General features: G+C 73.1%; 23 protein-coding genes. 14 read left to right on the top strand and 9 right to left on the bottom strand.

Annotated features, from left to right (window positions below; genetic code table 11):
- Positions 1-539 precede the first annotated feature (539 nt).
- The 3 genes from ACFYO5_RS11490 to ACFYO5_RS11500 are packed head-to-tail and all read left to right on the top strand — an operon-like array spanning position 540 to position 3,051.
- Positions 540-1,670: an ABC transporter ATP-binding protein gene (locus tag ACFYO5_RS11490; protein WP_388707228.1), complete on the top strand. Its 1,131-nt coding sequence runs from the start codon at positions 540-542 to the stop codon at positions 1,668-1,670.
- Positions 1,667-2,386, top strand: a complete 720-nt coding sequence (locus ACFYO5_RS11495; protein WP_388707231.1) for an ABC transporter permease — start codon at positions 1,667-1,669, stop codon at positions 2,384-2,386. The genes ACFYO5_RS11490 and ACFYO5_RS11495 overlap by 4 nt, the downstream gene beginning before the upstream one ends.
- Positions 2,383-3,051 carry an ABC transporter permease gene (locus tag ACFYO5_RS11500; RefSeq protein ID WP_356562407.1) on the top strand — a complete coding sequence of 223 codons (669 nt, stop codon included), beginning with the start codon at positions 2,383-2,385 and terminating at the stop codon, positions 3,049-3,051. Before ACFYO5_RS11495 ends, ACFYO5_RS11500 begins: the two co-directional genes overlap by 4 nt.
- A gap of 152 nt (positions 3,052-3,203) precedes the next feature.
- Here ACFYO5_RS11500 and ACFYO5_RS11505 read toward each other — a convergent pair whose 3' ends face one another.
- From ACFYO5_RS11505 to ACFYO5_RS11520, 4 genes are read right to left on the bottom strand one after another with little or no spacing between them, the layout of a single operon-like run.
- Positions 3,204-3,803 carry an ATP/GTP-binding protein gene (locus ACFYO5_RS11505; protein ID WP_356562409.1) on the bottom strand — a complete coding sequence of 200 codons (600 nt, stop codon included), beginning with the start codon at positions 3,801-3,803 and terminating at the stop codon, positions 3,204-3,206.
- Positions 3,790-4,230, bottom strand: coding sequence for a DUF742 domain-containing protein (locus tag ACFYO5_RS11510; RefSeq protein WP_356562411.1), 441 nt, complete (start codon positions 4,228-4,230; stop codon positions 3,790-3,792). Before ACFYO5_RS11510 ends, ACFYO5_RS11505 begins: the two co-directional genes overlap by 14 nt.
- A gap of 37 nt (positions 4,231-4,267) precedes the next feature.
- Positions 4,268-4,744 (bottom strand): roadblock/LC7 domain-containing protein, encoded by a 477-nt coding sequence (locus tag ACFYO5_RS11515; RefSeq protein WP_356562415.1) that lies wholly within the window; start codon positions 4,742-4,744, stop codon positions 4,268-4,270.
- A complete protein-coding gene (locus ACFYO5_RS11520; protein WP_388707235.1) occupies positions 4,741-7,569 on the bottom strand; it encodes an ATP-binding protein in 2,829 nt (942 codons plus the stop codon). The genes ACFYO5_RS11515 and ACFYO5_RS11520 overlap by 4 nt, the downstream gene beginning before the upstream one ends.
- Before the next feature lie 396 nt (positions 7,570-7,965).
- Here ACFYO5_RS11520 and ACFYO5_RS11525 point away from each other — a divergent pair, with 396 nt between their 5' ends.
- Genes ACFYO5_RS11525 through ACFYO5_RS11535 form a run of 3 tightly spaced genes read left to right on the top strand, consistent with a single transcriptional unit; the run spans position 7,966 to position 11,238 of the window.
- Positions 7,966-8,916: an ABC transporter substrate-binding protein gene (locus ACFYO5_RS11525; RefSeq protein ID WP_356562418.1), complete on the top strand. Its 951-nt coding sequence runs from the start codon at positions 7,966-7,968 to the stop codon at positions 8,914-8,916.
- 10 nt (positions 8,917-8,926) lie between these two features.
- Positions 8,927-10,777, top strand: coding sequence for an aromatic amino acid lyase (locus ACFYO5_RS11530; protein WP_388707238.1), 1,851 nt, complete (start codon positions 8,927-8,929; stop codon positions 10,775-10,777).
- Between the two features lie 35 nt (positions 10,778-10,812).
- Positions 10,813-11,238 carry an ankyrin repeat domain-containing protein gene (locus ACFYO5_RS11535; protein WP_388707240.1) on the top strand — a complete coding sequence of 142 codons (426 nt, stop codon included), beginning with the start codon at positions 10,813-10,815 and terminating at the stop codon, positions 11,236-11,238.
- Positions 11,239-11,322: 84 nt separating this feature from the next.
- Here ACFYO5_RS11535 and ACFYO5_RS11540 read toward each other — a convergent pair whose 3' ends face one another.
- Together ACFYO5_RS11540 and ACFYO5_RS11545 are read right to left on the bottom strand one after the other, a co-directional pair.
- Positions 11,323-11,745 (bottom strand): DUF6114 domain-containing protein, encoded by a 423-nt coding sequence (locus tag ACFYO5_RS11540; protein WP_388707243.1) that lies wholly within the window; start codon positions 11,743-11,745, stop codon positions 11,323-11,325.
- A complete protein-coding gene (locus ACFYO5_RS11545) occupies positions 11,742-12,410 on the bottom strand; it encodes a DUF6230 family protein (RefSeq protein ID WP_356562668.1) in 669 nt (222 codons plus the stop codon). The genes ACFYO5_RS11540 and ACFYO5_RS11545 overlap by 4 nt, the downstream gene beginning before the upstream one ends.
- A 675-nt stretch (positions 12,411-13,085) precedes the next feature.
- Here ACFYO5_RS11545 and ACFYO5_RS11550 point away from each other — a divergent pair.
- Entirely contained in the window at positions 13,086-13,724 is a 639-nt protein-coding gene (locus ACFYO5_RS11550) for a Tat pathway signal sequence domain protein (protein ID WP_356562426.1), read from the top strand.
- Between the two features lie 75 nt (positions 13,725-13,799).
- Here ACFYO5_RS11550 and ACFYO5_RS11555 read toward each other — a convergent pair whose 3' ends face one another.
- Positions 13,800-14,741, bottom strand: a complete 942-nt coding sequence (locus tag ACFYO5_RS11555; RefSeq protein WP_388707246.1) for a lytic polysaccharide monooxygenase — start codon at positions 14,739-14,741, stop codon at positions 13,800-13,802.
- A gap of 355 nt (positions 14,742-15,096) precedes the next feature.
- On the opposite strand from ACFYO5_RS11555, the gene ACFYO5_RS11560 reads away from it, so the two are divergent.
- A complete protein-coding gene (locus tag ACFYO5_RS11560; protein WP_388707248.1) occupies positions 15,097-16,902 on the top strand; it encodes a S8 family serine peptidase in 1,806 nt (601 codons plus the stop codon).
- A gap of 297 nt (positions 16,903-17,199) precedes the next feature.
- On the opposite strand, the gene ACFYO5_RS11565 is transcribed toward ACFYO5_RS11560, so the two are convergent.
- Positions 17,200-17,850, bottom strand: coding sequence for a ScbR family autoregulator-binding transcription factor (locus tag ACFYO5_RS11565; protein ID WP_356562432.1), 651 nt, complete (start codon positions 17,848-17,850; stop codon positions 17,200-17,202).
- 178 nt (positions 17,851-18,028) lie between these two features.
- On the opposite strand from ACFYO5_RS11565, the gene ACFYO5_RS11570 reads away from it, so the two are divergent.
- From ACFYO5_RS11570 to cyc2, 4 genes are all read left to right on the top strand, one after another.
- Complete coding sequence (locus ACFYO5_RS11570; protein WP_388707250.1) at positions 18,029-18,931, top strand: ScbA/BarX family gamma-butyrolactone biosynthesis protein; 903 nt, start codon at positions 18,029-18,031, stop codon at positions 18,929-18,931.
- A 68-nt stretch (positions 18,932-18,999) separates the two neighbouring features.
- Positions 19,000-19,650: a ScbR family autoregulator-binding transcription factor gene (locus ACFYO5_RS11575; RefSeq protein WP_356562436.1), complete on the top strand. Its 651-nt coding sequence runs from the start codon at positions 19,000-19,002 to the stop codon at positions 19,648-19,650.
- A 464-nt stretch (positions 19,651-20,114) separates the two neighbouring features.
- Positions 20,115-21,299, top strand: coding sequence for a damage-control phosphatase ARMT1 family protein (locus ACFYO5_RS11580; RefSeq protein ID WP_388707254.1), 1,185 nt, complete (start codon positions 20,115-20,117; stop codon positions 21,297-21,299).
- 134 nt (positions 21,300-21,433) lie between these two features.
- Positions 21,434-23,596 (top strand): germacradienol/geosmin synthase Cyc2, encoded by a 2,163-nt coding sequence (cyc2, locus tag ACFYO5_RS11585; protein ID WP_388707257.1) that lies wholly within the window; start codon positions 21,434-21,436, stop codon positions 23,594-23,596.
- Positions 23,597-23,718: 122 nt separating this feature from the next.
- On the opposite strand, the gene ACFYO5_RS11590 is transcribed toward cyc2, so the two are convergent.
- Positions 23,719-24,474, bottom strand: a complete 756-nt coding sequence (locus ACFYO5_RS11590) for a hypothetical protein (RefSeq protein WP_388707260.1) — start codon at positions 24,472-24,474, stop codon at positions 23,719-23,721.
- 85 nt (positions 24,475-24,559) lie between these two features.
- On the opposite strand from ACFYO5_RS11590, the gene ACFYO5_RS11595 reads away from it, so the two are divergent.
- Both ACFYO5_RS11595 and ACFYO5_RS11600 read left to right on the top strand, forming a co-directional pair.
- The gene (locus tag ACFYO5_RS11595) at positions 24,560-25,441 is read left to right on the top strand and encodes a LysR family transcriptional regulator (RefSeq protein WP_388707263.1); all 882 of its coding nucleotides are present in this window, start codon (positions 24,560-24,562) and stop codon (positions 25,439-25,441) included.
- Positions 25,442-25,586: 145 nt separating this feature from the next.
- Positions 25,587-26,183 carry a PDZ domain-containing protein gene (locus ACFYO5_RS11600; protein WP_388707266.1) on the top strand — a complete coding sequence of 199 codons (597 nt, stop codon included), beginning with the start codon at positions 25,587-25,589 and terminating at the stop codon, positions 26,181-26,183.
- Positions 26,184-26,250: the final 67 nt, after the last annotated feature.

Here is a 26,250-nt window from a genome sequence, read left to right on the forward strand (position 1 = left end):
AGCCGGGTCGGGGTGGCGGCGTGAGCGGGGACGTGCGGCGGGGGCGTGGGTGGCGTGAGCCGGGTCGGGGTGGCGGCGTGAGCGGGGACGTGCGGCGAGGGTGTGGGTGGCGTGAGCCGGGTCGGGGTGGCGGCGTGAGCGGGGACGTGCGGGCGAGGGTGTGGGTGGCGTGAGCGTAGGGGTGGGGGTGCTGGTGGTCGCGGTGTGGGGGCTCGGGTGGGGCGCGGCGTGGGCGGCGTGGGTGGTGCCCCGCCGCCGCTTCCCGTCCCGGCCCCGGGGGCTTCGCGCGAGAACCCCCGCGCCTTCGCCCACCCACCACCCGACCCGGTGAGCCGAGAAGCGCGGGACACCACGCCCGCGCGGTGTCCGCACAGCCGCTCGGCCGGGAGCCCGCCGATCCGGTGAGGGGCCGCGGGGAAACCCGTACCGCCCGTCAAAACCCCCGCAACACGAGCGGTTTAGACTCTCCCCGCAACGGCTCGGAACCCGTGTGGTCGAGAGCGGGCGGACACGGCCAGACCCGAAGGGTATTCGGCGCCTTGATACGGATAGATTCAGTCACCAAGCGGTACCCGGACGGGACGGTGGCGGTCGACCGCCTCTCCCTGGAGATACCGGACCGCGCGATCACCGTCCTCGTCGGCCCCTCGGGATGCGGCAAGACGACGACCCTGCGCATGATCAACCGGATGGTCGAGCCGAGCGAGGGCACCATCCACATCGACGGCGTCGACAGCCGCCGGCAGCCGGTCAACACCCTGCGGCGCTCGATGGGTTACGTCATCCAGAACGCCGGTCTCTTCCAGCACCGCACGATCGTCGACAACATCGCCACCGTGCCCCGGCTGCTCGGCTGGAGCAAGGACAAGTCCCGTGCCCGCGCCCGCGAGTTGATGGAACGCGTCGGCCTCGACGCCTCGCTCGCCAAGCGCTACCCCTACCAGCTCTCCGGTGGACAGCAGCAACGCGTCGGTGTCGCGCGCGCCCTCGCCGCCGACCCGCCCGTCCTGCTGATGGACGAGCCCTTCTCGGCCGTCGACCCCGTCGTCCGCAAGGGCCTCCAGGACGAACTTCTGCGGATTCAGGACGAGTTGGGCAAGACCATCGTCTTCGTCACGCACGACATCGACGAGGCCGTCAAGATCGGCACGATGGTCGCCGTACTGCGCACCGGTGGCCGCCTCGCCCAGTTCGCGCCGCCCGCCGAACTCCTGTCGAACCCCGCCGACGCGTTCGTCGAGGACTTCCTCGGCGCCGACCGCGGCATCCGGCGCCTGTCGTTCTTCTCCTCCGCCGGACTCGACCTGCTCACCGCGCCGATCGTCGCCGTCGACGCCACCGCCCAGCAGATCGGCGCCCGCGCCGGCGCCGGGGCGCCCTACCTCCTCGTCACCGACCTCGACGGCAGGCCCCTCGGCTGGAGCGAGCCGGACCGGCTCACCGCGGGCGGCATCGACGGGAGCCGACTGCTGTCCCACGGGCGCCCGTTCGTGGCCGGACAGGACTCGCTGCGGGCCGCCCTCGACTGCGCCGTGCTCTCGCCCACCGGTTGGGCGGTCGCCGTGGACGGCGAGGGCCGGGTGGCCGGAGTCGTCTCCCAGCAGAGCATCGGCGAGGCGATCCGCGGGGCCCACGAGGACAGCGTCAGCCGGCCCAAGGCCCTGCGATGAGCGGCTTCTTCGACATTCCCAGCGACCTCCAGCACAGCTGGTGGGGGCTGATCGGACTGCATCTGCGCGAGGCGCTGCTGCCGGTCCTGGCCGGCCTGCTCCTCGCCCTCCCGCTCGGCCAGCTCTGCGTGCGACTGCGCTGGCTGTACGCGCCGGTGCTGTGGGTGACCACCGTGCTCTACGCGATCCCGTCGCTCGCCTTCTTCGTCGTGCTCATCGACTACACCGGCCAGACCGAGCTGACCGTGATGATCCCGCTGACCGTGTACAGCCTGGTCGTGCTGGTCCCCGCGATCGTCGACGCGGTGCGCTCGGTGCCGCAGGAGACGCTCGCCGCGGCCACCGCCATGGGCTTCGGGCCGGTACGCCGCTATCTCCAGGTGCAGTTGCCCATCGCCGTGCCCGCGATCATCGCCGGACTGCGGGTGGCCACCGTCTCCAGCATCAGCCTCGTCAGCGTCGGCACCCTGATCGGCAACCAGGGCGCCCTCGGCAACCTCCTGCACGACGCCACCATCTACAACCGTCCCGAACTCGCCTGGAACGCCGTCATCACCATGGCCGTCCTGGCGATGCTCGCCGACGTCGCCCTGGTCGTCGTACGCATCCTGCTCACCCCCTGGATGCCGAGCGGTGCCGGCCGCCGCCCGGCCCCCGGACCCACCGGAGCCCGGCCCCTGGCGGCCGAGCCCGCCCTGAAGGACGCAGCCCGGTGAACGTACTCCACTTCGTCAGCGCCTTCTTCGGCGACAGCGCCCACTGGCAGGGCTACGACGGCATCCCGACCCGCCTGAGCGAACACCTCGGGTACACGCTGGAGGCGCTCGCCTTCGCCGCCGCGATCGGACTGCCGGTCGGCCTGGTCACCGGCCACTACGGCCGCGGCGGCAACGCCCTCTCCCTCATCGCCACGGCCGGCCGGGCCCTGCCCACCTTCGGTCTGCTGGTGCTGATGACGATGCTCCTCGGCTTCGGCATGCTGCCCGTGATGATCCCGCTGGTCGTGCTCGCCGTCCCGCCCATCCTGGTCACCACCTACGAGGCGATGCGCTCCGTCGACCCGTCCCCGGTGGACGCCGCACGGGGCATGGGCATGGCGGAGACCCGGATCCTCCTCCAGGTGGAACTGCCGGTCGCCCTCCCGCTGATCCTCGGCGGCCTGCGCTCGGCCGCCATCCAGATCGTCTCCACCGCCACCATCGCGGCGTACGTCAGCCTGGGCGGCCTCGGCCGCTACATCATCGACGGCCTCTACCAGCGCGACTACGAGAAGGTCGTCGGCGGCGCCACCCTCACCGCCGGCATGGCCCTGGCCACCCTCGCGGTGTTCTGGGCGGTCGGCAAGGCGACGGTGTCACCGGGGGTGCGCGGAAACGCGTAGCGGCTCGGCCGCCGACAACCGGGCCCTCGCGGTGGAGCCGAGGGACGGCGTCGAGCGATGGCGGCGAGCGGCGGCGCCGAGCGCGGAGCCGAGGGGCGGCGCCGAGCGGTGGGGCCCCGGGTGGCGCCGAGCCGCTCGGACCGGCGGGTCCGTCACCCCTGCGACCGTGCCAGCGCCTGCTCCAGCACCACCAGCAGCGCGTCCCGCACCGAGCCGCGCTCGCGGGCGTCGAAGACCAGGACTGGGACGCCCTCGGACACGTCGAGGGCCCAGCGGACCTCGTCCAGGCCGTGCTCGACCTGACCGTCGAAGGCGTTCACGGCGACGGCGAACGGGATCCGCCGGTGCTCGAAGTAGTCGACCGCGGCGTAGCAGTCGTCGAGGCGGCGGGTGTCGACGATGACGAGCCCGCCCACCGCGCCCTCCACGATGTCGTCCCACATGAACCCGAACCGCTCCTGTCCGGGCGTGCCGAACAGGTACAGCTTCAGGGTCGGGTCGATGGTGATGCAGCCGAAGTCCATCGCGACCGTGGTGGTGGTCTTGCGCGGGGTGTGGCTGAGGTCGTCCACCCCCGCCGCCACCTCGGTGATGGCGGCCTCGGTGGTCAGTGGCTCGATTTCGGAGATCGAGCCGACGGCAGTGGTCTTGCCCACGCCGAAGCCGCCCGCGATCACCAGTTTCACCGGCAGCGGCGGCCGTACGGCGGCCTGACCGGCGAATCGGCCGACAAGCGGTTCAGTCGGAGTCACGGAGTACCCCCCGGGAGTCGGGGATGGCCCGCAGGCCATCGATAACCCTGCGCAGGACGGACGCGTCATGGGTGACGCCGGAGTCGGGCACGTGCACCGACAGCTGCCCGGCCGCGCGCAGGTCCTCGGCGAGGACCCGCACCACGTTCAGGTGCAGCCGCAGCCGGGCCGCGATCTCGGCGATCGACTGCGGCTGCCGGCAGGCGGCGACGATGTCGTGCTGTTCGAAGGAGAGCCGGTCGAGCGCGGTGAGCCCCGCGGCGGTGGCCACCAGTTGGGTCTCCACGGGCATCGGGCGGCCGGTCGCGGCCTCGCCCGCGCCCGCCACCCGGCCGGCGGTGACCAGGAAGGGCCGGACGGCGGACGCCGGGCCGACGGGTGTGACGCCGTCCTCGCCGGCGCCGCGCGGAGTGCGGCCGTCCGCCATCGGTGGTGGGTTTCCTCTCTGGACCGGCGGCGAACGCTCAGCGCGACCTGGTGGCGCCGACGCTGTTCTTCAGCTCCAGCACGAGCTGCGGGCTGAGCGCGGTGCCGGCGCGGTTGGCGAACACGGTCATCTCGTAGGCGATGTTGCCCAGCTTGGCCTCCTTGTCGGTGACCACGCCCAGCACGGCGCCGCTGCCGATCGCGGAGACCAGCACATGGCCGCCCTCCAGGTCGATGATGACCTTGTTCAGGGCGCCCAGGCCGTAGTTGCCGGAGGCGCCGGCGGCCAGGCTGGTGATGCCGGAGACGATCGCGGCCAGCCGTTCGGAGTCGGCGTGCTCGCGCAGCTCCGACACGGCGATCAGCAGGCCGTCGGTGGACACCGCGATGGCGTCCACCACCCCGGCCGTCTCGGTGGCGAAACGGCTGAGCAGCCACGTGAAGTCGGCCGCGGCTGCCCGCAGATCGGTCGGCGTGGCGTCTCCCGCGGGAGTGCCACCTGTCGACGTGCTCACTGCTCGGCTCCTTCCGGGAGGTGGTTCTGGTGGTTCGTGGTGTTCCGGTCGTCGGTGCGGTGGCCGGTTCCACGGTCGTCGTGTCCGGCCTCACCGGGGCGGGCGGACCCGTCGTCGGTGAGGGGGCGAGGGTGCTCGCCGGTGTCGCGGTGGGCGCGTTCCACGGCCGCCTCGAACTCCTCCAGCGCGCTGCGGACGGCGTCCGCATCGGCGGGCGGGGGCGCGGGCCGACGCGCGGCCTGCTGGACGGCGGCCTCCGCGGTGGTCCGCAGGGTCGCCCCGCGGACCCGGCGGCGGAGCGGGCGGGCGCCGTCGGGTGCGGGATCCGCCGCCGGGCGCGTCGCGTCGCCGGGGCCGCGGTCGTGGCCCCGGTCGTGGTGGGTGCGGGCCGCGGGCTCCTCGGCGCCCGGCACGCTGTCCCCGACGCGGGCCTCGGGGCGTACGGCGCCGTGGGTCGGCTCGGCGCCGGAGCGCTCGGTACGGGCGGGCGGCGCGGGTTCCGCCGTACGGTCGTGGACCGTCGGTTCCTCGGTGCGGGGGCCGGGGAGGAGCGGAACCTTCTCCTCGGCCCCGGCCTGCTCGCGTCGGGGCACCCGGCGGGGGAGCGGTACCGGGTCCTGGGCGTCGGCCGTCGCCCAGGCCGGCACGGACGCCGCCCGGGAGGGGCCGCCGGCCGGGGCCGGGGCCGCCGTGGTGGGGGAGTCCGGCGCCCCCGTCGGTGCGGCCGTCGCGGCGGGCGCCGTACCCGCCGTCGTACCGGACGGCAGCGCCGCCGTCGCCGGCGCCGCTCCCTGGAGGGCGTCGCCGCTCATTGTCAGCAGCAGGGCCGAGGGGATGGCGACCTCCGCCGTCACGCCGCCGCCCGGAGTGCGGGTGAGGGTGACGTCGACCTCCCAGCGGCGGGCCAGCGCGCCGACCACGAACAGGCCCAGCACCTTGGTCGGGACGAGGTCGAGGCGTTCGCGGCGCACCAGGCGGGCGTTCTCCTCGGCGAGCCGCTCGGCGCTCATGCCCAGGCCGTGGTCGGCGACGGTGATCGTGGCGCCGTCGTCACCGGGCCGGACGCGTACCTCGACGGGGCTGCCCTCCGGGGAGAACGACACGGCGTTCTCCAGGAGTTCGGCGATCATCAGGGTCAGATCGCCGATGATGTCGGGCTCGACCATGACCTCGGTGCCGGCGTACAGCTGCACGCGCTGGAAGCCCTCGATCTGGCCGAGCGCGGCGCGGACCACGTTGGTGAGGGCGGCCGGACCGGAGTCGAGTACGGTCTCGCGGATTCCGGCCAGCAGCATCAGGCTGTCGGCGTTGCGGCGCAGCCGGACCGCGATGTGGTCGATGGAGTAGAGGCGTTCGAGCAGCGCCGGGTCGGTCTCGCCGCGCTCCACCGCGTCGATCAACGCGAGCTGACGCGTCGTCAGATTGCTGACGCGTCGTCCCACGTTGCCGAACATCTCGGCGACGTTGCGCCGGCTGAGCACCTGACGCTCCAGCAGTGCGGCCGCGGTCGTCTGGACGTTGTTGAGGGCCTCCGCGAGGGCCCCGATCTCGTCGTCGGCGGTGACCGGCAGCTCGCGCAGCCGCGGCGGCCCGCTCTCCTCGGCGTCGTCGTCGGCCACCCGGGCCAGCTCGCGCCCGGCGACGTCGGCGACCTCCTGCGCGGCCCCCGTCAGGGCCAGCACCGGACGGATCACGGAGCGGCGCACCAGGGCCGCCAGCGCGATCCAGACGGCGAAGCCCAGCAGCGCCAGACTCAGCAGCAGACCCGCGCGCCACTCGGCGCTGGAGGCGGCTGAGTCGGCACGGTCGGCGATCTGGTCGATGAGCGAGCCGGTGATCTCCAGCCGGGTCTCGGCCTGCTCGTTGTACCGGTGGTAGGAGTCCAGCGCCTCGCGGAACGCGACGCGGATCTCCTGCTTGGACTCGGCCTGCAACTCGCTCGGGTCCACGGCGAGTTCGGCGTAGTGCTGGCCGATGACGGCCTGCGCCGGGTTGTGCTCGATGTCGCCGAGCAGGTCGGTCTGCGCCTCGGTGGCGAACCGGGCGAACCGTTCGGCCTGGTACGTGTACAGCTCGTGGGAGCCGACCGCGCCGGTGAACTCGATGAGGGCGTTGCTGTCACCGGTCCGCGCGGAGAACACGCCGGTCTCGTAGGCGCCGTGGGCGGCGTCGGCGCGCAGCAGCGAGTCGAGGAGGCTGCCGGTGAAGGTGGTGGCGAGGGAGGTGTTGCGGTCGAGGCCGAGGCCGTCGATGAGTCCGTCGGCGGCGCCCGAGTACGCCGGGTCGATGTTGTCGGCGGGCAGATAGCCCTGCTCGATGGTGTCCCGCAGGCCGGCCAGGCCCTCGATCTCGCGCAGCGCCTGCCCCTCGGTCTCCGGCAGCCGGTCGCCGAAGGTGTCGCGCACCTTCTGGATCTGCGTGTCGACGGCGAGCTGGGCGATCCGGTAGGCGGAGGTGGAGGGCGTCCCCCCGTCGAACGACGCCTCGTACCGCACCGAGAGCAGGACGGCCTGCTGGTGCTCGGCCTGCACGTCGGCGACCAGCTGGGCGACCTCGGCGCTGTCCCGGACCAGTTGGGCCGCCGACTCGGAGTGGTTGGACTCCTGCACCAGGTCGGCGATGACCCACGTCAGCAGCAGGGCGATCACCGTCAGCGGGACGCCGACGAGGATGTTGAGCTTGCGCTGGAAGGGCCACCTGTCGGCGAAACCCCGCAGACCCCGGCGTACGGACGAGACGGCCGACCGTCGGGGTCCCCCCTGCTCGTGCCGCTCGTGCGAAGCCGAGGGACGGGGGGAGGGCGCGTCCACCTCGGTCGTGGACACCAGGCCTCCTTCATGAGGTCGTGCGCACCGCGCGACGCACGCTTCTGTCCGATCGTGATCGACGTCTGTGGCCCCACGGCCGGACGCGCGACATCACCACGAATGATGCGTCACGGCACCCGAGCGGCCCCCGCACACCGCTGTGGCCGACGCCAACTCCGGCGAGACTATCGCCTCTTCGATCGATCAAGCGCGTGGCCCCACGTCAAGAATCCATTACAAAGCGTCGTCCCCCGGGTGTCCAACTGGCCTTTTCTCCTTCACAAACCAACACAACCGCCCGCGCATCGAAGCCAATCGGTGACCCGGTTGCACTTGACTGACTGAGAACGCGCTGGATTGGATCAGGTGGAGCGTTCGTTCTCTCCACCAACCTCCGATCCCGGAACGGCAGACGTGACTTCCAACGCCCACAGCAGCAGGTCCTTCAGGAACCACCCAGGCGCGGCGGCCGTCGCGCTCGCCGCGATGACGGCCCTGCTGGCGGGTTGTTCCTCCTCCGACGACGACCCGCTCTCCGAGGACAAGGCGGCCGGTGACACCGTCGTCGTCGGCTCCAACAACTTCGCCGAGAGCATCCTGCTGGCCGACATCTACGGCGAGGCCCTCAAGGCCAAGGACATCAAGGTGTCCTACAAGCCCAACATCGGCAGCCGTGAGACCACGTACGGCCTGCTCAAGAACGGTTCCATCACCGTCCTGCCCGAGTACAACGGCTCGCTGCTGGCGTACCTCGACGCCAAGGCCGAGCAGAAGTCGCTCGAGGCCGTCAACGCCGCGGCCAAGGCCAAGCTCGACCCCAAGCTGACCCTGCTGGAGTCCTCGCCCGCCGAGGACAAGGACTCCGTCACGGTCAACGCGGACACCGCGGAGAAGTACGACCTCACCGCGCAGTCCACCCTCGCCGACCTCAAGGACATCGCCCCCGACCTGGTTCTCGGCGGTTCGCCCGAGTTCCAGACCCGGCAGCAGGGCATGGTCGGCCTGGAATCGGTGTACGGGCTGAAGTTCAAGACGTTCAAGGCGCTGGACGCCGGCGGCCCGCTGACCCAGGCCGCGCTGAAGAAGAACACGGTGCAGGCCGCGGACATCTTCACCACGGACCCGACCATCACCAAGGAGAAGTTCGTCGTCCTCCAGGACCCGGAGAACCTCTTCGGTTTCGCCAACGTGACCCCGCTGGTCTACAAGAGCGGGCTTTCGAAGGAGGGCGTCGACGCGCTCAACGCGGTCTCCGCCAAGCTCGACACCAAGACCCTGCTGGACCTGGACTCCCAGGTGCAGCTGGAGAGCAAGGACCCGCTGGACGTCGCCAAGGCCTGGCTGAAGTCCGTCGGCCTGGGCTGACCCGACCGCGTTGGACACCACAGCACCTCCGGTCGTCCTGAACGGCACCACCCTCACCGTCGGCGGGCTGATCGCGCTCGCCGACGGTGCGGCGGTGCCCGTGACGGCCCCCGAGGCCCGCGAACGGGCCGTACGGTCCTTCCACGCCGGACGCCGGCTGGCCGCCACCGGGCGGCTGTACGGCCGCGGCACCGGCGTCGGCGCCCACCGCGCGGTGTCCGTCGACGCGGACGACGAGACCGCGCACGGCCTGCGCGTCCTGCGCAGTCACGCCGGCGGCGCGGGGGCGCTGCTGCCCGCCCGCCAGATCCGCGCGATGCTCGCGATCCGCGCCAACCAGCTTCTGGCCGGCGGCTCCGGCATCCACCCCGGCTTCGTCGACGCCCTCGTCGAGGCCCTCCGCCTGGGCGTCCACCCGGCCGTCAACGAGTACGGCTCGGTGGGCACGGGCGACCTGACGGCCCTGGCCCAGACGGGCCTGACCCTGCTGGGCGAACGGCCCTGGCTGGACAGCCGGCCGAACGACCCGGACGGCGCGGACGGGCCGACCCGGACGGGCAGCGCGCCCGAGGCCCGCCCCGGCGGCGGGTACGTGGCGATCGTGGGCGGCGGCGGTGACGTCCCCGCGGACCGCGGCCCGTCCGACGGCGGCGGTCCGCCGGCTGACAGCGGGTCCCCGTCCCGTCCCTCGGGGGCGGACCCCGCCTCCCGGAACCCCTCCGCCCCGCCCACGGAGCTGACCGGGGGCGACTGCGCGCCCCGCGGCGGCGCGCCCGGTGTCCGGCCGGCGGGAGCCGGTACGGCACGCGACGGCGGGTCCCCGTCCGCCGGGACGGCGGCCGTCGGCGTCCCCGCCCGCGGTGGACGGAGCCCGGCACGACAGACGCACGCGGCACGGAGCGGCCCCGGGTCCCGACCCCTCCCCGCCCCGGTGGTCCTGCGCCCCGGTGACGCGCTCGCGTTGCTCAGCAGCAACGCGCTCGCGCTGGGGCAGGCCGCGCTCGGCTGGCACGAGGTCGACCGGTCGCTGCGGGCCACGCACGCCGTGGCCGCTCTGGCACTGGCCGCGGTCTCCGGTTCGGCCGAGGCGTACGCCGCGCCCGTGCACGCCCTGCGGCCCTACCCCGGCGCCGTCCGTGCGGCGGGGGAGGTGCGGCGGCTGCTCGGACTGCCCGACCGGCCCGAGGGCTCCGGGCGCCGTATCCAGGACCCGTACGGCTTCCGGGCCTTCCCCCAGGTCCACGGCTGTGCCCTGGACGCGGCGGAGCGACTGCGCGAGGTCGTCGAAGTGGAGATCAACTGCCCCTCGGAGAACCCCCTTCTGGCCCTCGACGGCACCGCGGCCCATCACCACGGCGGCTTCTTCGCCGCGCCCCTGGGCCACGCACTGGAGGCGCTCAACCTCACGCTGCTCCAGACCGCCCAGCTCTCGGCGGCCCGCCTGGCCGCACTCGGCGATCCCGGTCTCACCGGCCTGTCGGCGTTCCTCGCCGCCGGCCCGGCCAGCAGCTCGGGGACGATGATCCTGGAGTACACCGCCAACTCCGCGCTCGCGGAGCTGCGTGCGTGCACCGCTCCGGCCTCCGTCGGGCACGCCGTCCTCTCGCACGGACTGGAGGAGGCCGCCAGCTTCGCCGGCCAGGCCGCCCGCCAGACCCTGCGCGCGGCGCGGGCGTACCGCACGGTCCTCGGCTGTGAACTGGTGGCCGCCGTCCGGGCGGCGAGGATGCACCCCGTGCCCCCTTCGGTGGCCGCCTTCACGGTGGCGGCGGCAGCCCTCCCCGACGGCACGGACGACCGCCCGCTGACCGGCGATGTGACCGCGGCGGCCGAACTGCTGCCGCTGCTCGCCCAGTTGTGAGGGTCGGCGCCGCCGTCCGGCTACCCTGGCCGATCATGAACAGGCGGCGCCAGAAGAAACTGGCCACGAAACTCGTCCTCGCGGCACTGCTCGACGAGGCCTCCCGCGTCGACGCACTGCTGCGGGCCGGCGCCGATCCGGCGGCGGCCGACCGCGACGGCACCACCGCGCTGTACCTCGCCTCCGTCCACGGCAACGCCGGCATCGTCCGCCGCCTGCTGGAGGCCGGCGCCCCGCCCGACGCGGAGAGCGCCGGAGCCGGCTCCGAGGGCACCCCGCTGTGCGCCGCGGCCTGCTGGGGGCACACCGAGACGGTCCGCGTCCTGCTCGCCCACGGCGCCGACCCGGGCCTGCGCGAGGACCGGGGCACCGGCTGGACACCGCTGGAGTGGGCGGAGCGGGGACCGCACCCCGAGACGGTCGCCGTACTGCGCGCGGCGACGGCCGCCGCCACGCCGTAGCGGCACCGACGGGAAGGGGCCGGGAGCGATCTCCCTCGACGGTGATCGCTCCCGGCCCCCGTGCGGAGCCCGACGGACATCCGCTCAGGCGGGCTTTCCGGCCCGCGTCAACGGCGGCCGGCCGGCCGCCCGTTCCTCCTTGCGCCGCTGTCTGCGGGCGCCGCGCCCCTCCTGGTCCGGCAGCCACCCGAAGGCCAGGCAACTGCCGACGACCCCGAGGAGCAGGCCGACGAAGAAGCCCCCGAGGTTGGAGGTGGGCCAGGTCCCCAGGGACAGCAGGACGCCGATGATCGAGTAGAACAGCCGCTGCGTCGGATTGAAGAGGATCAGCAGCCCGATCAGCACCATCAGGGTCGGCAGGAGATAGCCGGCCAGGCCCTGCGCGCCGATGTGAAGGATCACCGGAAGCGGTGCCTTCATGGTCACCAGGATCTCCGCGCCGCCCAGGACGAGCAGCAGCCCGCCCGGGAAGGGCCGTCGCGCGGTCCATCGTCGGAAGCGGTTCACCGCGGGCAGCCCTCGCCCCCGAACCGCATGTGCAGGTCGGGCAGCTTGAACACGGCCGCGGTGGCGGCGTAGTTGTGCTGGTACAGGTTGTTGATGACGACCTTCTCCGCCTGCTGGCCGTAGACGCCCGGCATGCCGCGGGTGTCGACCTTGTCGAAGGTGCTGGCGTCGCGGCCGATCTCGATGTTGGTGAACGCGGCGTCGCCGGTGATGTCGTCCGAGTCGATGGCCAGGTTCTCCACGCTCACCTTGGTGCCCTTGTCGCCGGCGGTGAGGACGAGCTGGATGCCGCCGAGGTCGACGCTCTGGCACAGGCTGGTGAGCTTGCCCGACTTCACCACCGAGGTGACGACCAGGACCTGACCGCCGGTGTCCCCCTCGTTGGGGCTGTTCTCGATCATGTGGTCCAGCGATCCGAACTGCGCGAATCCGTTTCCCTCGAGCTTGTCGGCGGTCACCACGAACGGCATGCCGGAGATCGCGAACTGCACGCCCAGGGCTCCCTGGGCGGTGAGCACCGCGAGGCCGGCGGCGGCGAAGGTCGCGGGCACGGCCATCACGGCGGCCCGACGCAGCCGGACTCGGCCGCGCCTGTCTGCGGAACCGCTTTCCGGGTTCCCGGGGGTGTTCTCGGCGGACGACGTGACGTCCGAGGACGAGGCCATGTCTGCTCCCATGGGCATAGTCATGCGGGTTGGGCTTCAGTGGCGTGTTGTCCTGGCGCGGACAGCGGCTGCCGCGCACGTCTCCTCGCAACTCCCGGAAGCCGCAAGGGCTTTCTCGTTACGCGTCAGTAGCCGACGAGGAAGTTACCGATGGTTACACCACAGGGTCAAGGGAGATGTGGAAAAAGAGTGTGCGAAGTGTGCCGCCTGTCGGCCGGTGTGTTCGCCGGTCCGTTCGCATATATCTGCACAGTCATCAACTTCCGTACAAACCCTTGACTGTGACGGACCATCAGGTCTACAACTCTCGGTGACTCAGCCCGGATCCGTGGCGCCGGATCCGCAGCGCGGCGAGCCGATCTCCGCGCTCCCGGACCCCCGGTCCGGCCGTCACCCGAAACCGACGGCCGGACCTCCTGTCAGTACGGGTACCACCCGCCCGGGCATCCAGCACGGGCCCTCACGCGCCCCGAGTCCGACTCCCATCAGGCGCCGCCACGGCCGCTTCCCCCTGCCGGCCGTGCCCGCCGCCGACCGCCACCGCCGGTCCGACACGTACGGAGAAGGCGTTCCGGGCCGGCACCGGTCGGGAGTCGACTCGCGTCCCGCAACTCCCCTGAGCACACCCCTCGGAACACCTCCGAGACACCCCCACTCGAGAAACGAGGCACCCGCATGCGCACTCGCCCTCTCCTCGCCCTCGCCGGTACCGTCGCCGCCCTCTCGCTGACGGCGGTCACCCCGGCATCCGCGGCCGGCCCGGCCGTCCTCACCACCGCCAACGGCGACATCGCGGTCGGTGACGTCCTCACCGCCTCCCTCGCCGCCGGCACCAACGCCACCCTCTACTCCTCCGCCACCGGCACCAGCGGCGTCACCTGCGCCAACTCCGGCTTCACCGCCACCGTCACGAACAACCCCGCCGCCCCCGGCACGGCCTCCGAGTCGCTCACCGGCCACACCTTCGGCAGCTGTTCCGCGAACGTCGTCGGCGTGATGGGCGTCACCAGCGTCACGGTCAACAACCTCGCGTACTCCACGGCCGTGTCCTCCGGCGGCACCGTCACGGTGACCCCGGCGGCCGGCTCCACCATCCAGACGACGGTCGTGCTGCGCACCCTCCTCGGCAGCATCAACTGCGTCTACCAGGCGCCCAGCCTGACCGGCGTCGCGAGCAACACCGGCAACAGCATCACCTTCACCGCCCAGCACTTCACCAAGTCGTCCGGCTCGTCGCTGTGCTTCGCCAACGGCTACTTCACCGCCAAGTACGCCCCGGTGACCGACGCGGGCGCCGTCGTCACCGTCAACTGACCACCACCGAGGAAAGGACCGGGAAACCGGCTCGGGAACCGGTGCCGCGGCGGGCCGGAGACCGAGGAACCGGATTCAGCGCCGTCGCAGGCGCAGAACCAGGGTGGCGCCGCCGGTGAGCACCAGCACCGCCGCGGCGCCACCCGCCAGCAGAGGCGCGGACGGCCCGGAGCCGGCCCCGGAGGCGGACGCCACCGGGGTGCCCACGGGCGTCGCGGCGGCCGGTGCGCCGGACGCCGCCGCCCCCCGCGCGGGGGCGGCGGACGTCCTGCCCGCGGTCGCCGTACCGGCCGGGACGGAAGGGGCGGCGGACGGCGGCTTCGCCGACGCGACGGCCGTGGCCGCCGACGGCGAGGACGCCGCCGCGGCCTTCTCCGGGAACACCACGTCCGAGCACGAGTAGTAGGTGTCGGGCGTGCTGCTGTTCTGCCAGACCGTGTACAGCACGTGGCGCCCCGTGCGGTCGGCGGGCAGTTCGGCGGTGAGCCGGTAGGCGCCGTCCCGCAGCGCCGGGTCCGTCACCTCCGCGAACGGCCGCTCGGGCAGGTCGTCCCAGGTCAGCGGCTGTGACGGGTCATAGCCAGGCTTCGTCAGATAGAACGTGAAGCTGCCCGTGTGGGGGATCGTCGACACATACGTCATGCGCAGCGTGCCGCCCGGCGTCAGGCGGGTCGACGGCCAGTCCGGGCGCGCGAGGTCCAGCCCCCGGTAGGCCGGCAGACCGCCGCTGCACAGCCGCCCGTCGGGGATCGTGCTCCGGTCGCGGCCGCCGACGTTCGCCACCCGCAGGTTGTCCCAGGCCGTGAAGGGCGCTCCGTTGGCGGCCACGGCGGCCCGGCAGGCGGCGGACCCGGACGCGGAACCGCCGTCGGGGGAGCAGGCGTAGACCCGGCTGACCGGGTTCGTGGGCGCGCCGTGCGCCTGCGCCGGTGCCGCCGCCCACAGCAGCGCCGGCAGGAGCGGGCTCAGGGCGGTGGCCGCCAGGGCGGCGGTGCGGTGTGCGGTCGTGCGGCGCATCGGGGACGTCTCCTCCGGCCGGCGCGGGAACGGTGTCGACGTGCAGTACGCGGCGGCGGCCCGGCGCGTTCACCACGCCGACCTACCGGACGTCTCCCGAGCAAACCCGGTCATTCACCGTCCACTTGCCGCTGTCAAGGGTGCCGTTCCAGCCGGATCGAGGGTTTCCCCCGTATCCGGGGAACAGGCGCCCTGCCTATCGTTCCAGCACAGCTGACCCACAGGTAACCCCTGGGGCGGCAGCCCGCCAGGCCGGCCATCGCGTTGCTCCTCGATTCACCCCCGCCGCTTCGACGACGAAGCGAATCGACCGAGGCTCCCCCCTGCCCGGAGCCGGCCACGAAAGGCACGCCCCATGCGCACCTCACCCGCTCTCGGACGGAAGCTGATATCCGTCGCCGCGGTCTCCGCGGCCCTCCTCGCCGCCCCCACCGCCGCCTCCGCCGCGTCGCCGGGCGGCGAGCCGGCGGCGTCCGCCGTGCCCGCCGCCCAGACCGAGGCCGCGCCCGGCACCCCGGCCGAGCGCCTCATCGTCGGCTACCGGTCCGGCGCCGAGGAGGCGCGGTCGAACCGGGCCGCCGAGGCCGACGCCGCCGCCAAGGGCGAGGAGGCCGGCGAGGACGTCGACTTCACGCGCCGCCTCGGCACCGGCGCCGCCCTGGTCGACCTGGGCTCCGGCCTCACCGGCGCGGACGTCGCCGACGTCGTCGCCGAGTACCGGGCCGACCCGCAGGTCGCCTATGTCGTACCGGACCGTCTGAACACCGCGAAGGCCGACCCGAACGACACCGAGTACGCCAAGCAGTGGGACCTGTTCGAGGCCACCGCCGGCATGAACGTGCCCGCCGCCTGGTCCACCGCGACCGGCACCGGCGTGACGGTCGCCGTCATCGACACGGGGTACGTCGCCCACACCGACCTCGCCGCGAACATCGTCGGCGGCTACGACTTCATCGCCGACACCGCCGTGTCGGTGGACGGCGACGGCCGTGACGGCAACCCCGCCGACCCGGGCGACTACTACGCGGCCAACGAGTGCGGCTCCGGCGTCCCGGCGAGCAACTCCTCCTGGCACGGCACCCACGTGGCCGGCACCATCGCCGCCGTCACCAACAACGGCAAGGGCATCGCGGGCATCGCCCACGGCGCGAAGATCTCCCCGCTCCGCGTCCTCGGCAAGTGCGGCGGCTACGACTCCGACATCATCGACGCCATCACCTGGGCGTCCGGCGGCACGGTTTCCGGCGTTCCCGCCAACACCAACGTCGCCAAGGTCATCAACATGAGCCTGGGCGGCGACGGCGCCTGCACCTCGGCCACCCAGAGCGCGATCAACGCGGCCGTGAGCCGGGGCACGACCGTCGCCGTGGCCGCCGGCAACGAGAACGACAACGTCGCCAACCACTCGCCGGGCAACTGCAACAACGTGATCTCGGTCGCCGCGACCAGCCGCACCGGCGCCAAGGCCTCGTACTCCAACTACGGTTCCCTCGTGGACATCTCGGCGCCCGGAGGCCAGACCAGCACCGGCACCGCGAACGGCATCCTGTCCACCCTGAACTCCGGCACCAAGACGGCGTCCACGGAGTCCTACGCTTACTACCAGGGCACCAGCATGGCCACCCCGCACATCGCGGGCCTCGTCGCGCTGATGAAGTCGGCGAACTCCTCGCTGACCCCCGCGCAGATCGAGACGGCCATCAAGAGCAACGCCCGTGCCCTGCCCGGCGCCTGCTCCGGCGGCTGCGGCGCGGGTCTGGCGGACGCGGCCAGGACGGTGCAGGCGGTGAGCGGTTCCGGCGGCTCCACGGGGGGCACCACCTTCACCAGCACCACCGCGGTCGGCATCCCGGACAACGGGTCGGCCGTCGAGTCCCCGATCGCCGTCACCGGCCGCACCGGCAACGCGCCCACGGCCCTCCAGGTCGGCGTGGACATCACCCACACCTACCGCGGCGACCTGGTCGTCGACCTCGTCGCCCCCGACGGCACGGCCTACCGCCTCAAGGCGTCCAGCACCTCGGACTCCGCGGACAACGTCGTCGCCACCTACTCGGTGAACGCCTCAGGCGAGGTCGCCAACGGCACCTGGAAGCTGCGGGTGCAGGACGTGGCCGCGCAGGACACCGGCCGGCTCAACAGCTGGAAGCTGACCTTCTAGGGGCTTTCGTTCGGATCGGCCGGATCAGGGAGCGGGGTCCGGTGGCGTGCGTCGCAAGGCGGAGGAGGGAGCCGGGGCGGGGCCCCGCGGACCGACTCCGACGCGGCGAGGCGCGGTGCCGGACCCGCGAGCCCGGCCTGATCCGGACGAGGGGCCCCAGCCGCGTGGCCGTACACAGCGGCGGTCCTCCGGCCGCACGAACGGGCGGGCCGGCCGGTGTGGATGGACACCGACCGGCCCGCCGCACGTCACCCTCCTCGACTGCACGACCGCCGACCGCGGGCGGCACGCGCCGGGTCAGGACGCGACGCGTTGCTCCAGCGACGCCAGCACCCGGGCGCCGCGGTCGGCGCGGGCGTCGAGGCCGGGGAGGAGGCCGGGCACCGCGATGCTGGGCAGGATGTGCGCCCACATCACCGCCAGCCGGTCACCGAGGTCGGCGCGGTCGGACAGCGCCCGGGACATCAACTGGACGCCGGTGAAGGCGCCCACCAGCAGCTCGACGGTCTCCGCGGGCTTTATCGTGGGCAGCAACTCGCCCCGCTCGCGGGCCAGTTCCAGCAGCTCGGTGAGCGCCTGCGCCCACTGCCGGAACGGCTCGCCGTGGTCCACCCCCGACGGCGTCTCCTGGTCGACGGCCAGGCGCACGCTGCCCCGCAACAGGGCGTTGTCCAGCAGCCGGCGCGCCACCACGAAGGTCATGTCGACGATCTCCTGGAGCTTGCACGGCTGCGGCGGGACCGACCCGAAGGGCACCTGCTCGTTCAGCACGGCCTGCGCGAGGGCCTCTTTCGACGCGAAGTGGAAGTACAGGGCACCCTTGGTGACCTGGGCGCGCTCCAGGACCATGGCGATGGTGGTGGAGGTGTAGCCGTGCTCGTCGAACACCGCGCCCGCCGCTTCCACGATCGCCCTGCGCGTCCTGATCGCGCGCTCCTGTTTCGCCATTGAGAGCCCTTTCACGGCACCGAGTCGGCCGTCCCCGCCGCCGGATGCGGTGTCGGTCCGATCATAGGATGCCGTCGACTGATCTCATTGAAAACAAACCGGTCGCCTCGTACTCTAACGCTCAGCGAGCGGACGGTTCGCCGTCCTCCGTGGCCTTCGGGGGACCGTAGGGGGAGAGATGACTCGACCGCGGCAGCTTGCCGACACGCCGTCCCTGACCGCAACCGTCCCGCGTCAACTCGTCCACCGCGCCGCCGTCGCCGAGACCTTCCTCACCGGCTGGCGGCGCACCGGGGCCGACCGGTTCACGGTGTCCGCCCAGTGGCCGCGCGCACACGGGTTGCACGTGTCGCCCGACTGGGTCGCGTACGACCCGCTGCTCGTCGTCGAAACGATTCGGCAGAGCGGCACCCTGGTCGCTCATGCCGAGTACGAGGTGCCGTTGGAGCGGCAGTTCGTACTCAACGAGTTCCGAGTCAGCACGGTTCCCGGCACGTTGGCGCTCGGTCCGCTGCCGGCCGAGCCCGAGGTCGAACTCCTCTTCACCGACGTCCAGTACCGAGGCGGGCACCCCGCCGCCGCCCGCTACACCGCGCACGTCCTGCGCGGCGCCACCCGGGTCGCCACCGCGGACGTCGCCTTCGCCTGCGTCAGCGGACCCGTCTACCGACGGTTGCGCGGCGGGCGTACGCCGGAGACCGTGACCGCCGTGCCCGTCCCGCCGGGCGTGCCCGCCGACACCGTCGACCGGGCGCTGCCCACGGACGTGGTCCTCGCGCCGACCGATCGCCCGGGCCGCTGGCAGTTGCGAGTAAATACCGCGCACCCCGTTTTCTTCGACCATCCGCTCGACCACGTCCCCGGCATGCTCCTGCTGGAGTCCGCCCGCCAGGCGGTCCTGCTGGAGACGTCCGGGAAGCGGGTGCCGACCGCGTACCACGCCGTCTTCCACCGGTACGGCGAGCTGGACGAACCCATCTGGATCGAGACGAGGGACGGTCCCGGCACCGATGTGCAAGTCGTGGGCGTGCAGGGCGAGTCGACCGTCTTCGCCTGTCTGGTCGGTACCGCCGGATCGTGAACTGTTGTTTACTGGGGGTGAAAAACAAACGGCATGACCCGTTCTTTACGCCCAGGAGTGACCAGCCGATGGCGAGGCAACTACGCGCGGAACAGACCCGCGCGACGATCATCAGGGCCGCGGCCGATCTGTTCGACCGGAACGGCTACGAGTCGACCAGCCTCAGTGACATCGTCGAGCACGCCCGAGTGACCAAGGGCGCGCTCTACTTCCACTTCGCGGCCAAGGAGGATCTCGCCCACGCCATCATGGAGTTGCAGTCCCAGGCCTCGCGCCGGGTCGCCGGTGAGATCGACGACCGCGGCTACCCCTCCCTCGAGGCCCTGATGCGCCTCACCTTCGGCATGGCGCGGCTGTCGGTCGAGGGTCCGGTCGCCCGCGCCGGTCTGCGCCTGGCCACCGGCGGCGTCGCCGTACGGCCGCCCGTGCCCCACCCGTTCACCGAGTGGCTGGAGCTGATCTCCCGTCGGCTCGTCGGCGCGGTGCGGGAGTCCGACATCCATCCGGACGTCGACGTGGACGCCGTGGCCCACTCCCTGGTCTGTTTCTTCGTCGGCACCCGCGTGGTCGGCCGCTCCCGCGAACCCGGCGCCCGGCTCCCGCGCCGCATGGCCGAGATGTGGCACGTCCTCATCCGCGGCCTGGTCCCGGTCCCCCGCCGCCCCCGCTACCTGAGCCTCGCGGCCCGACTGGAACGGGAGGTCATGGCGGCGGTCTGAACCGCCGCCGCCTTCCGCGCGCGCCGGGTTTCCGCCGCGCCGGCCCCGGCCCCTGCCCGGATGCGCGGGGCGCCCGTTCCCGTCCGCCGCCCTCGCCGTCCGCCTGCCTCGCCTCGCGCCCGTACCCGTTCCGCACCTGCCGGTACCCGCGCGCTCCGCCACCCCGACGATCCGGAACTGACCGCGCTGATCGCCCCGCCCCCGCCTCCGCACCCCGAGGCCGCCCTCGCCTCAGCACCCCAGCGGCGTCCCCTCCGCCTCCGGACCCCGAGGCCGCCCTCGCCTCCGCATCCCAGCGCCGCCCCGTCTCCGCACTCCGAGGCCGCCCTCGCCTCAGCACCCCAGCGGCGCCCCCGCCGCCTCCGGACCCCGAGGCCGCCCCTGCCGCCTCCGCACCCCAGCGCCGCCCCCCCCCGCCGTCCGCCTGCCTCGCGCCCCGCCCCTCCCGCGATAGCGTGATCCGCATGTCCGACACCCCCCTTCCGCCCGTGATCCTCGGCGACGAGCCCGGCTCCTTCCCGCGCGGTGTGCTCGCCGAGCGGCACCCGGCGATCATTCGGCGGGTGCGGGACGCCTTCCCCTACGGACCGGACGTCCGGCGGTCGCTGGACGTCCTGCTGGCGAACTGCGCCGACGGCGTGATCGAGCCGCTCCCCGCCGACGCGCACGACCGGGACCGCTGGCGCGCCTGGGGGCTGGACGCATACGCGGGCCGCTCCTGGTACGAGGTGCCCTGGCTGTGGTCGGAGAGCTACTTCTACCGCCTGCTCCTCGAAGCCGTCGGCTACTTCCGGCCGGGACCCTGGCAGGGGCTGGACCCGTTCCGCCCGTTCAAGCTGGCCGAACTGGACGCCCCCGAGACCGACGAGGAACTTGCCGCGTTGGACGAATTGGAGGGCCGTCCGGTGCGGGAGCGGGCACAGGCCCTGCTGCACGGATCGCTGTGGGGCAACCGCGCCGACCTCGGCTTCCGGCTGTCCGACGCGGGCGCGGAGGACCGGGCCGCCGTCCCCGCACTCGTCGCCGACGACAGCGGGACCCTGTGGGCGCTGCTGGCGTCCCCGCGGACCGCCGACGGCACCCTGTGCCTGGTCGCCGACAACGCCGGCCGGGAGCTGATCCCCGATCTGCTGCTCGCCGCCCATCTCCTCGCCCACGGGCGGGTCGGCCGGGTCGTGCTGCACGTGAAGCCGTACCCCTACTACGTCTCGGACGCCACGACCGCCGACGTCGTCGACGCCCTGCGCCGCCTGACGGACGCTCCCGGGGCGGCCGCCGGGTACGGGCGGCGGCTGTGGTCCGCCATGACGGACGGCACGCTGACGGTGCGCGCGCACCCCTTCGCCGCGGCCCCGCTGCCGTACGAGCGGATGCCCGACGAACTGCGGGCGGAGTTCGCCGACGCGGCGGTGACGATCGTCAAGGGAGACCTCAACTACCGTCGCCTGGTGGGCGACCGGCGCTGGCCGCCGACGACCCCCTTCGCCGACGTGACCGCCTACTTCCCCGGGCCGGTCGTCGCCCTGCGCACCCTGAAGTCGGAGGTGATCACGGGCCTGTCCGCCGGCACGGAGGCAGAACTGACCGCCGCCGAGGGACAGAGCTGGCGCACCGGCGGGACGCACGCGCTGATCCAGACCGGGAAGTGAACACGGCGCGCACCGTCGCGTCCGCCCGCTGTCAAGGGCGCCCGATTCGCAAGGATTCACCCCTGATTCACGCGATGGTGTGATCATGTGCCGCGCCGCGGATGACGGTCGAATCCCCCGGGTAGGGCCCGGCCATGACGCAGCCGTTCGAACTCCCGCACTTCTACATGCCGTATCCCGCGCGGCTCAACCCCCACGTCGACGAGGCCCGCGCCCACTCGACGCGGTGGGCGCGCGAGATGGGCATGCTGGAGGGCTCCGGGATCTGGGAGCAGGCCGACCTCGACGCGCACGACTACGGCCTGCTCTGCGCCTACACCCACCCCGACTGCGACGGCCCCGCCCTGTCGCTGATCACCGACTGGTACGTGTGGGTGTTCTTCTTCGACGACCACTTCCTCGACATGTTCAAACGCACCCCGGACCGGGCGGCGGGCAAGGCCCACCTCGACCGGCTCCCGCTGTTCATGCCGCTCGATCTGTCGACGCCGGTGCCGGAGCCGGAGAACCCGGTAGAGGCGGGCCTCGCCGACCTGTGGGCACGTACCGTGCCGGCGATGTCCGCCGACTGGCGCCGCCGCTTCGCCGTCGCCACCGAGCACCTCCTCAACGAGTCGATGTGGGAGCTGTCCAACATCAACGAGGGGCGGGTCTCCAACCCCGTCGAGTACATCGAGATGCGCCGCAAGGTGGGCGGCGCCCCGTGGTCGGCGGGGCTCGTGGAGTACGCGACCGCCGAAGTGCCCGCCGCCGTGGCCGGGTCACGGCCGCTGAGGGTGCTGATGGAGACCTTCTCCGACGGCGTGCACCTGCGCAACGACCTGTTCTCCTACCAGCGCGAGGTGGAGGACGAGGGCGAGTTGAGCAACGGCGTGCTCGTCCTGGAGACGTTCTTCGGCTGCACCACCCAGGAGGCCGCCGACACCGTCAACTCCATCCTCACCTCCCGTCTCCACCAGTTCGAGCACACGGCCGTGACCGAAGTGCCCGCGCTGGCCCTGGAGAACGGCCTGCGCCCGGACGAGGTGGCCGCCGTGGCCGCCTACACCAAGGGACTCCAGGACTGGCAGTCCGGCGGCCACGAGTGGCACATGCGCTCCAGCCGCTACATGAACAAGGGAGCCACCGCCGCCTCGCCCTGGGAGAAGCTGACCCACCCCGGCACCTCCGCCGCCGACGTCGGCGCCCTGCTCGCCTCGGCCGCCGCGGAACGCCTGCGCGTGTACACGCACGTGCCGTTCCAGAAGGTCGGCCCTTCCCGCCTGCCCGAATTTCTCATGCCCTTCCGGGTGGAGCTGAGCCCGCACCTGGACCGGGCCCGCCACAACCTGGTCGAGTGGACGCGCCGGATGGGCATGCTCTCCGAGGGGGTGTGGGACGAGGACAAGCTCGCCTCCTGCGACCTCGCGGTGTGCTCCGCCGGACTGGACCCCGACGCCACCCCGGAGGCCCTCGACCTCAGCGCCTCGTGGCTGGCGTTCGGCACCTACGGCGACGACTACTACCCGCTGGTGTACGGCAACCGCCGGGACCTGGCCGCCGCGAAGGTGACCACGGCCCGCCTCTCGGCCTGCATGCCGGTGGAGGGCGAGGAGACCCTCGTCCCCCTGAACGCCATGGAACGGTCGTTGATCGACCTGTGGGCGCGCACGACCGCCGACATGACCCCCGACCAGCGACGCACCCTGCGCGCGGCGGTCGACACCATGACGGAGAGCTGGGTGTGGGAGCTGGCCAACCAGCTCCAGAACCGCATCCCCGACCCCGTCGACTACCTGGAGATGCGGCGCGCCACCTTCGGATCCGACCTCACCCTGAGCCTGTGCCGCATGGGCCAGGGCCCCGCGGTCCCCCCGCAGGTGTACGCCAGCGGCCCGGTCCGCTCGCTGGAGAACGCGGCCATCGACTACGCCTGCCTGCTCAACGACGTCTTCTCGTACCAGAAGGAGATCGAGTACGAGGGCGAGATCCACAACGCGATCCTCGTCGTGCAGAACTTCTTCGGCTGCGACTACCCGACCGCGCTCGGCGTCGTCCACGACCTGATGACCCAGCGCATGCAGCAGTTCGAGCACGTCGTCGCGCACGAACTGCCCGTCCTGTACGACGACTTCGACCTGTCGGCGGAGGCCCGTGACGCGATGCGCGGATATGTCACGGACCTGCAGAACTGGATGGCCGGGATCCTGAACTGGCATCGGGTGGTGGACCGTTACAAGGCCGGCTATCTGTCCCGCCGGTCCCATGGCTTCATGCCCGACCGCCGGCCGACCGCCGTCACGTTGCCGGTCGGCTGACCGCCCACCCGGCCCGCCCCTCGCCGCGGGGCGGTTCGCCGCCGCTCACGCGAACTCCCGTCCGTCGCCGCCCCGTCACCGCTCGCACGGGTACGCCGCGCGACCGTGGCGCGGTGTGCGCGTCACACCGGCCGCGCCGCCGACCGTCGCGCCGCGTGCGCGACCGCGGCTCGCGCCAGCCCCCGGACCATGGGGTGCGGGCGCGAGCCGTCGCCGGACAGCTCCGGCTGGAAGAGGGAGGCCAGGAAGAAGGGGTGGCCGGGGAGTTCCGCCGTCCGGACCTGGCCGGCCGCGTCCCGGCCGGAGAACCGCAGGCCGTGCGCGACCAGGGTGGAGAAATGACGGGAGAGGCCGTACCGGCAGGAGTAGCGCTCGACGGTGGACTCCCTGCCGACCACCGCGTGGGCCAGCGAGCCCGGCTCCAGCAGGACCGTGTCCTCGTGGCCCTCCAGGGAGCAGGCGAGCGGTCCCAGGAGGGGGTCCTCGGCGGCGGGGTCGTTCTCGGCGTGCGCCGCGTGGGCCAGCCCGCAGGCGTTGCGGGCGAACTCCAGCAGCGCGTGCTGGAAGCCGCCGCAGGTGCCGAGGAACGGGATGCCCTCCTCGCGGGCCGTACGGATGGCGGCCAGGACACCGGTCTCGCTGCGGTACGGGCTGCCCGGCACCACCCACACCGCGTCGAAGCCGCGCACCGCGCCCTCGGCCTCCGCGTCGGACGAGGGGATCCAGTACGCGTCCAGGACCAGCCGGTCCCGGGTGGCGAGGGCGTCGAGCAGGAGCGGGATCCGGGTGTGCGAGACGACGTCCGGGGAGTGGTCGCCCACCAGGGCGACCTTGGCGATCCGGGCCGTGCCGGTGGTCCGAGCGGGGCTGTCGGTCATGCGTCCATCCTCGGAGCCGCCCGCACTTCACGTCCAACGATGATTCCTGCACCCGCGATAAGCCGAACTGATGCAACCTGTGGCCATGGACCCGCACCTCCTGCGCACCTACGTCACCGTGGCCCGCCTCGCTTCCTTCTCCGAGGCGGCGCGTGATCTCGGCTATACCCAGTCGGCCGTGTCCCAGCACATCGCGGCCCTCGAACAGGACCTCGGCGCGCCGCTGCTCACCCGTCGCCCCGTCGCCCCCACCGCGGCGGGTGAGCGGCTCCTCGAACACGCCGGACCGCTGCTGCTGCGCCTGGCGGCGGCTCGCGCCGACGTCGTACGGACGGCCCCCGACCACGGTCTGACGCTGGCCGCCTCCCCGACCGCGCTCACCGCCGCGGCCCTCGCCGCGCTGCCGCCCGCAGGTGTGACGCTGCGCGTGCTGGCCCGCGACGAGGTGCCCGCCGCGGTCGCCGCGGGCACCGCCGACCTGGGTCTCGTCGACGGGCTGGCCGCCCCCAGCGACCCCCTTCCGCTGCCCGACGTGGCACCGCTGACCACGTACGGCGTCGGTGAGGGGCCGGTCGGTGTCCTGCTGCCCGCCGACCACCCCCTGGCCCGCCGCGCCGCCCTGCGCCTCGGCGACCTCGCCGACGCCCGCTGGATCGACGCCCCCGACACGGGACTGCCCCTGCCCCAGCTCCGCGCCGCGAACGGCGGCAGCGGCTTCCGCCCGGCCCTGCGTTACGACGGCACCGACGTCCGTGTCCTGACCGCGCTCGCCGCCGCCGGCCACGGTCTGACCCTCCTGCCCCGCTCGGCGGCGGCAGGCGCCCCGGGCACCGCGACCGTGCCGCTGGGCGCGCCGCGGCTCGTCCACCGGGTGGAACTCGTCCACCTCGACGGGCGCGGCCCGGGCCCTGGTCGCGGCGCTCTCCCCGCGCGCGTGAGCCGGCCGGTTGTGAGCCGCCCTTCGTAGCCGACGGCGACGCGCTCTCCCCGCGCGCGTGAGCCGGCCACCCCGCCCCCGGGCGCCGTACCGCTGTCGACGACTGGTCAGTCTCACTCGTTCGTGGCTCGTGGCGCCGCGGTGCGACGGGTAGAGCACCAGCCGGAGGCGATCCATGGAACAGACCGCGTTGCGTCCCAAGCCCATGCCCGGCCAGGAGCCCGGCGGCGCCACCCCGCCCGGCGGCACCCCGGCGTGCGGCCGGCCGCGCCATCCGCACGCCGCCCGCCGTCGCGGCCGGCGTCTGGTGACCTCGCTGTTCGCCCTGTTCGTCGGCACGGTCCTGGTGCTGTCCGGCGTCGGCCTCGGCACGGTGGGCGCCACCGTGATCGGAGCGAGCCGACTGGCCGAGTCGCAGGGGCGGACGGGCGGGGCCGCACCGGGCGTCGCACCCCCGGCGGCCGGCCGGGGCCCCTCCGCGCCGGCCTCCCCGGCGCCGGCGTCCGCCGACGCCACCCTGGGGGTGGAGATCGTGGACGCGAAGAAGGCGGGCGCCGAGATCGTCGCCGTCCACGTGCCCGGCCCCGGTTACTCGGCCGGTCTGGTGCGCGGGGACGTCGTCCTGCACTTCGGCCGGGACCGGATCGACTCGGCGGCGGATCTCGCACGGGCCGTCGACAGGGTGAAGCCGGGCAGGCGGACCAAGGTGACGGTCCGCCACGACAGCGGCGGCTACCAGCAGCTGACCGTGGTGCCGGGGATCGTGACCTGACCACCCGCTCCGGCGCCGCCCGGCCGCCCGGCCGGCGCGCGAGCGCCGCGGAACACCACCCGACCCG

This window comes from Streptomyces sp. NPDC006259, from assembly GCF_042870975.1.
GTDB lineage: Bacteria > Actinomycetota > Actinomycetes > Streptomycetales > Streptomycetaceae > Streptomyces.

Bases quoted from the DNA above. Each gene is read 5' to 3' on its own strand.
- ACFYO5_RS11495 (WP_388707231.1), top strand. From the start codon at position 1,667: ATGAGCGGCTTCTTCGACATTCCCAGCGACCTCCAGCACAGCTGGTGG.
- ACFYO5_RS11510 (WP_356562411.1), bottom strand. From the start codon at position 4,230: ATGGCGGACGGCCGCACTCCGCGCGGCGCCGGCGAGGACGGCGTCACA.
- ACFYO5_RS11535 (WP_388707240.1), top strand. From the start codon at position 10,813: ATGAACAGGCGGCGCCAGAAGAAACTGGCCACGAAACTCGTCCTCGCG.
- ACFYO5_RS11545 (WP_356562668.1), bottom strand. From the start codon at position 12,410: ATGGCCTCGTCCTCGGACGTCACGTCGTCCGCCGAGAACACCCCCGGG.
- ACFYO5_RS11550 (WP_356562426.1), top strand. From the start codon at position 13,086: ATGCGCACTCGCCCTCTCCTCGCCCTCGCCGGTACCGTCGCCGCCCTC.
- ACFYO5_RS11555 (WP_388707246.1), bottom strand. From the start codon at position 14,741: ATGCGCCGCACGACCGCACACCGCACCGCCGCCCTGGCGGCCACCGCC.
- ACFYO5_RS11560 (WP_388707248.1), top strand. From the start codon at position 15,097: ATGCGCACCTCACCCGCTCTCGGACGGAAGCTGATATCCGTCGCCGCG.
- ACFYO5_RS11565 (WP_356562432.1), bottom strand. From the start codon at position 17,850: ATGGCGAAACAGGAGCGCGCGATCAGGACGCGCAGGGCGATCGTGGAA.
- ACFYO5_RS11570 (WP_388707250.1), top strand. From the start codon at position 18,029: ATGACTCGACCGCGGCAGCTTGCCGACACGCCGTCCCTGACCGCAACC.
- ACFYO5_RS11575 (WP_356562436.1), top strand. From the start codon at position 19,000: ATGGCGAGGCAACTACGCGCGGAACAGACCCGCGCGACGATCATCAGG.
- ACFYO5_RS11580 (WP_388707254.1), top strand. From the start codon at position 20,115: ATGTCCGACACCCCCCTTCCGCCCGTGATCCTCGGCGACGAGCCCGGC.
- cyc2 (WP_388707257.1), top strand. From the start codon at position 21,434: ATGACGCAGCCGTTCGAACTCCCGCACTTCTACATGCCGTATCCCGCG.
- ACFYO5_RS11590 (WP_388707260.1), bottom strand. From the start codon at position 24,474: ATGACCGACAGCCCCGCTCGGACCACCGGCACGGCCCGGATCGCCAAG.
- ACFYO5_RS11595 (WP_388707263.1), top strand. From the start codon at position 24,560: ATGGACCCGCACCTCCTGCGCACCTACGTCACCGTGGCCCGCCTCGCT.
- ACFYO5_RS11600 (WP_388707266.1), top strand. From the start codon at position 25,587: ATGGAACAGACCGCGTTGCGTCCCAAGCCCATGCCCGGCCAGGAGCCC.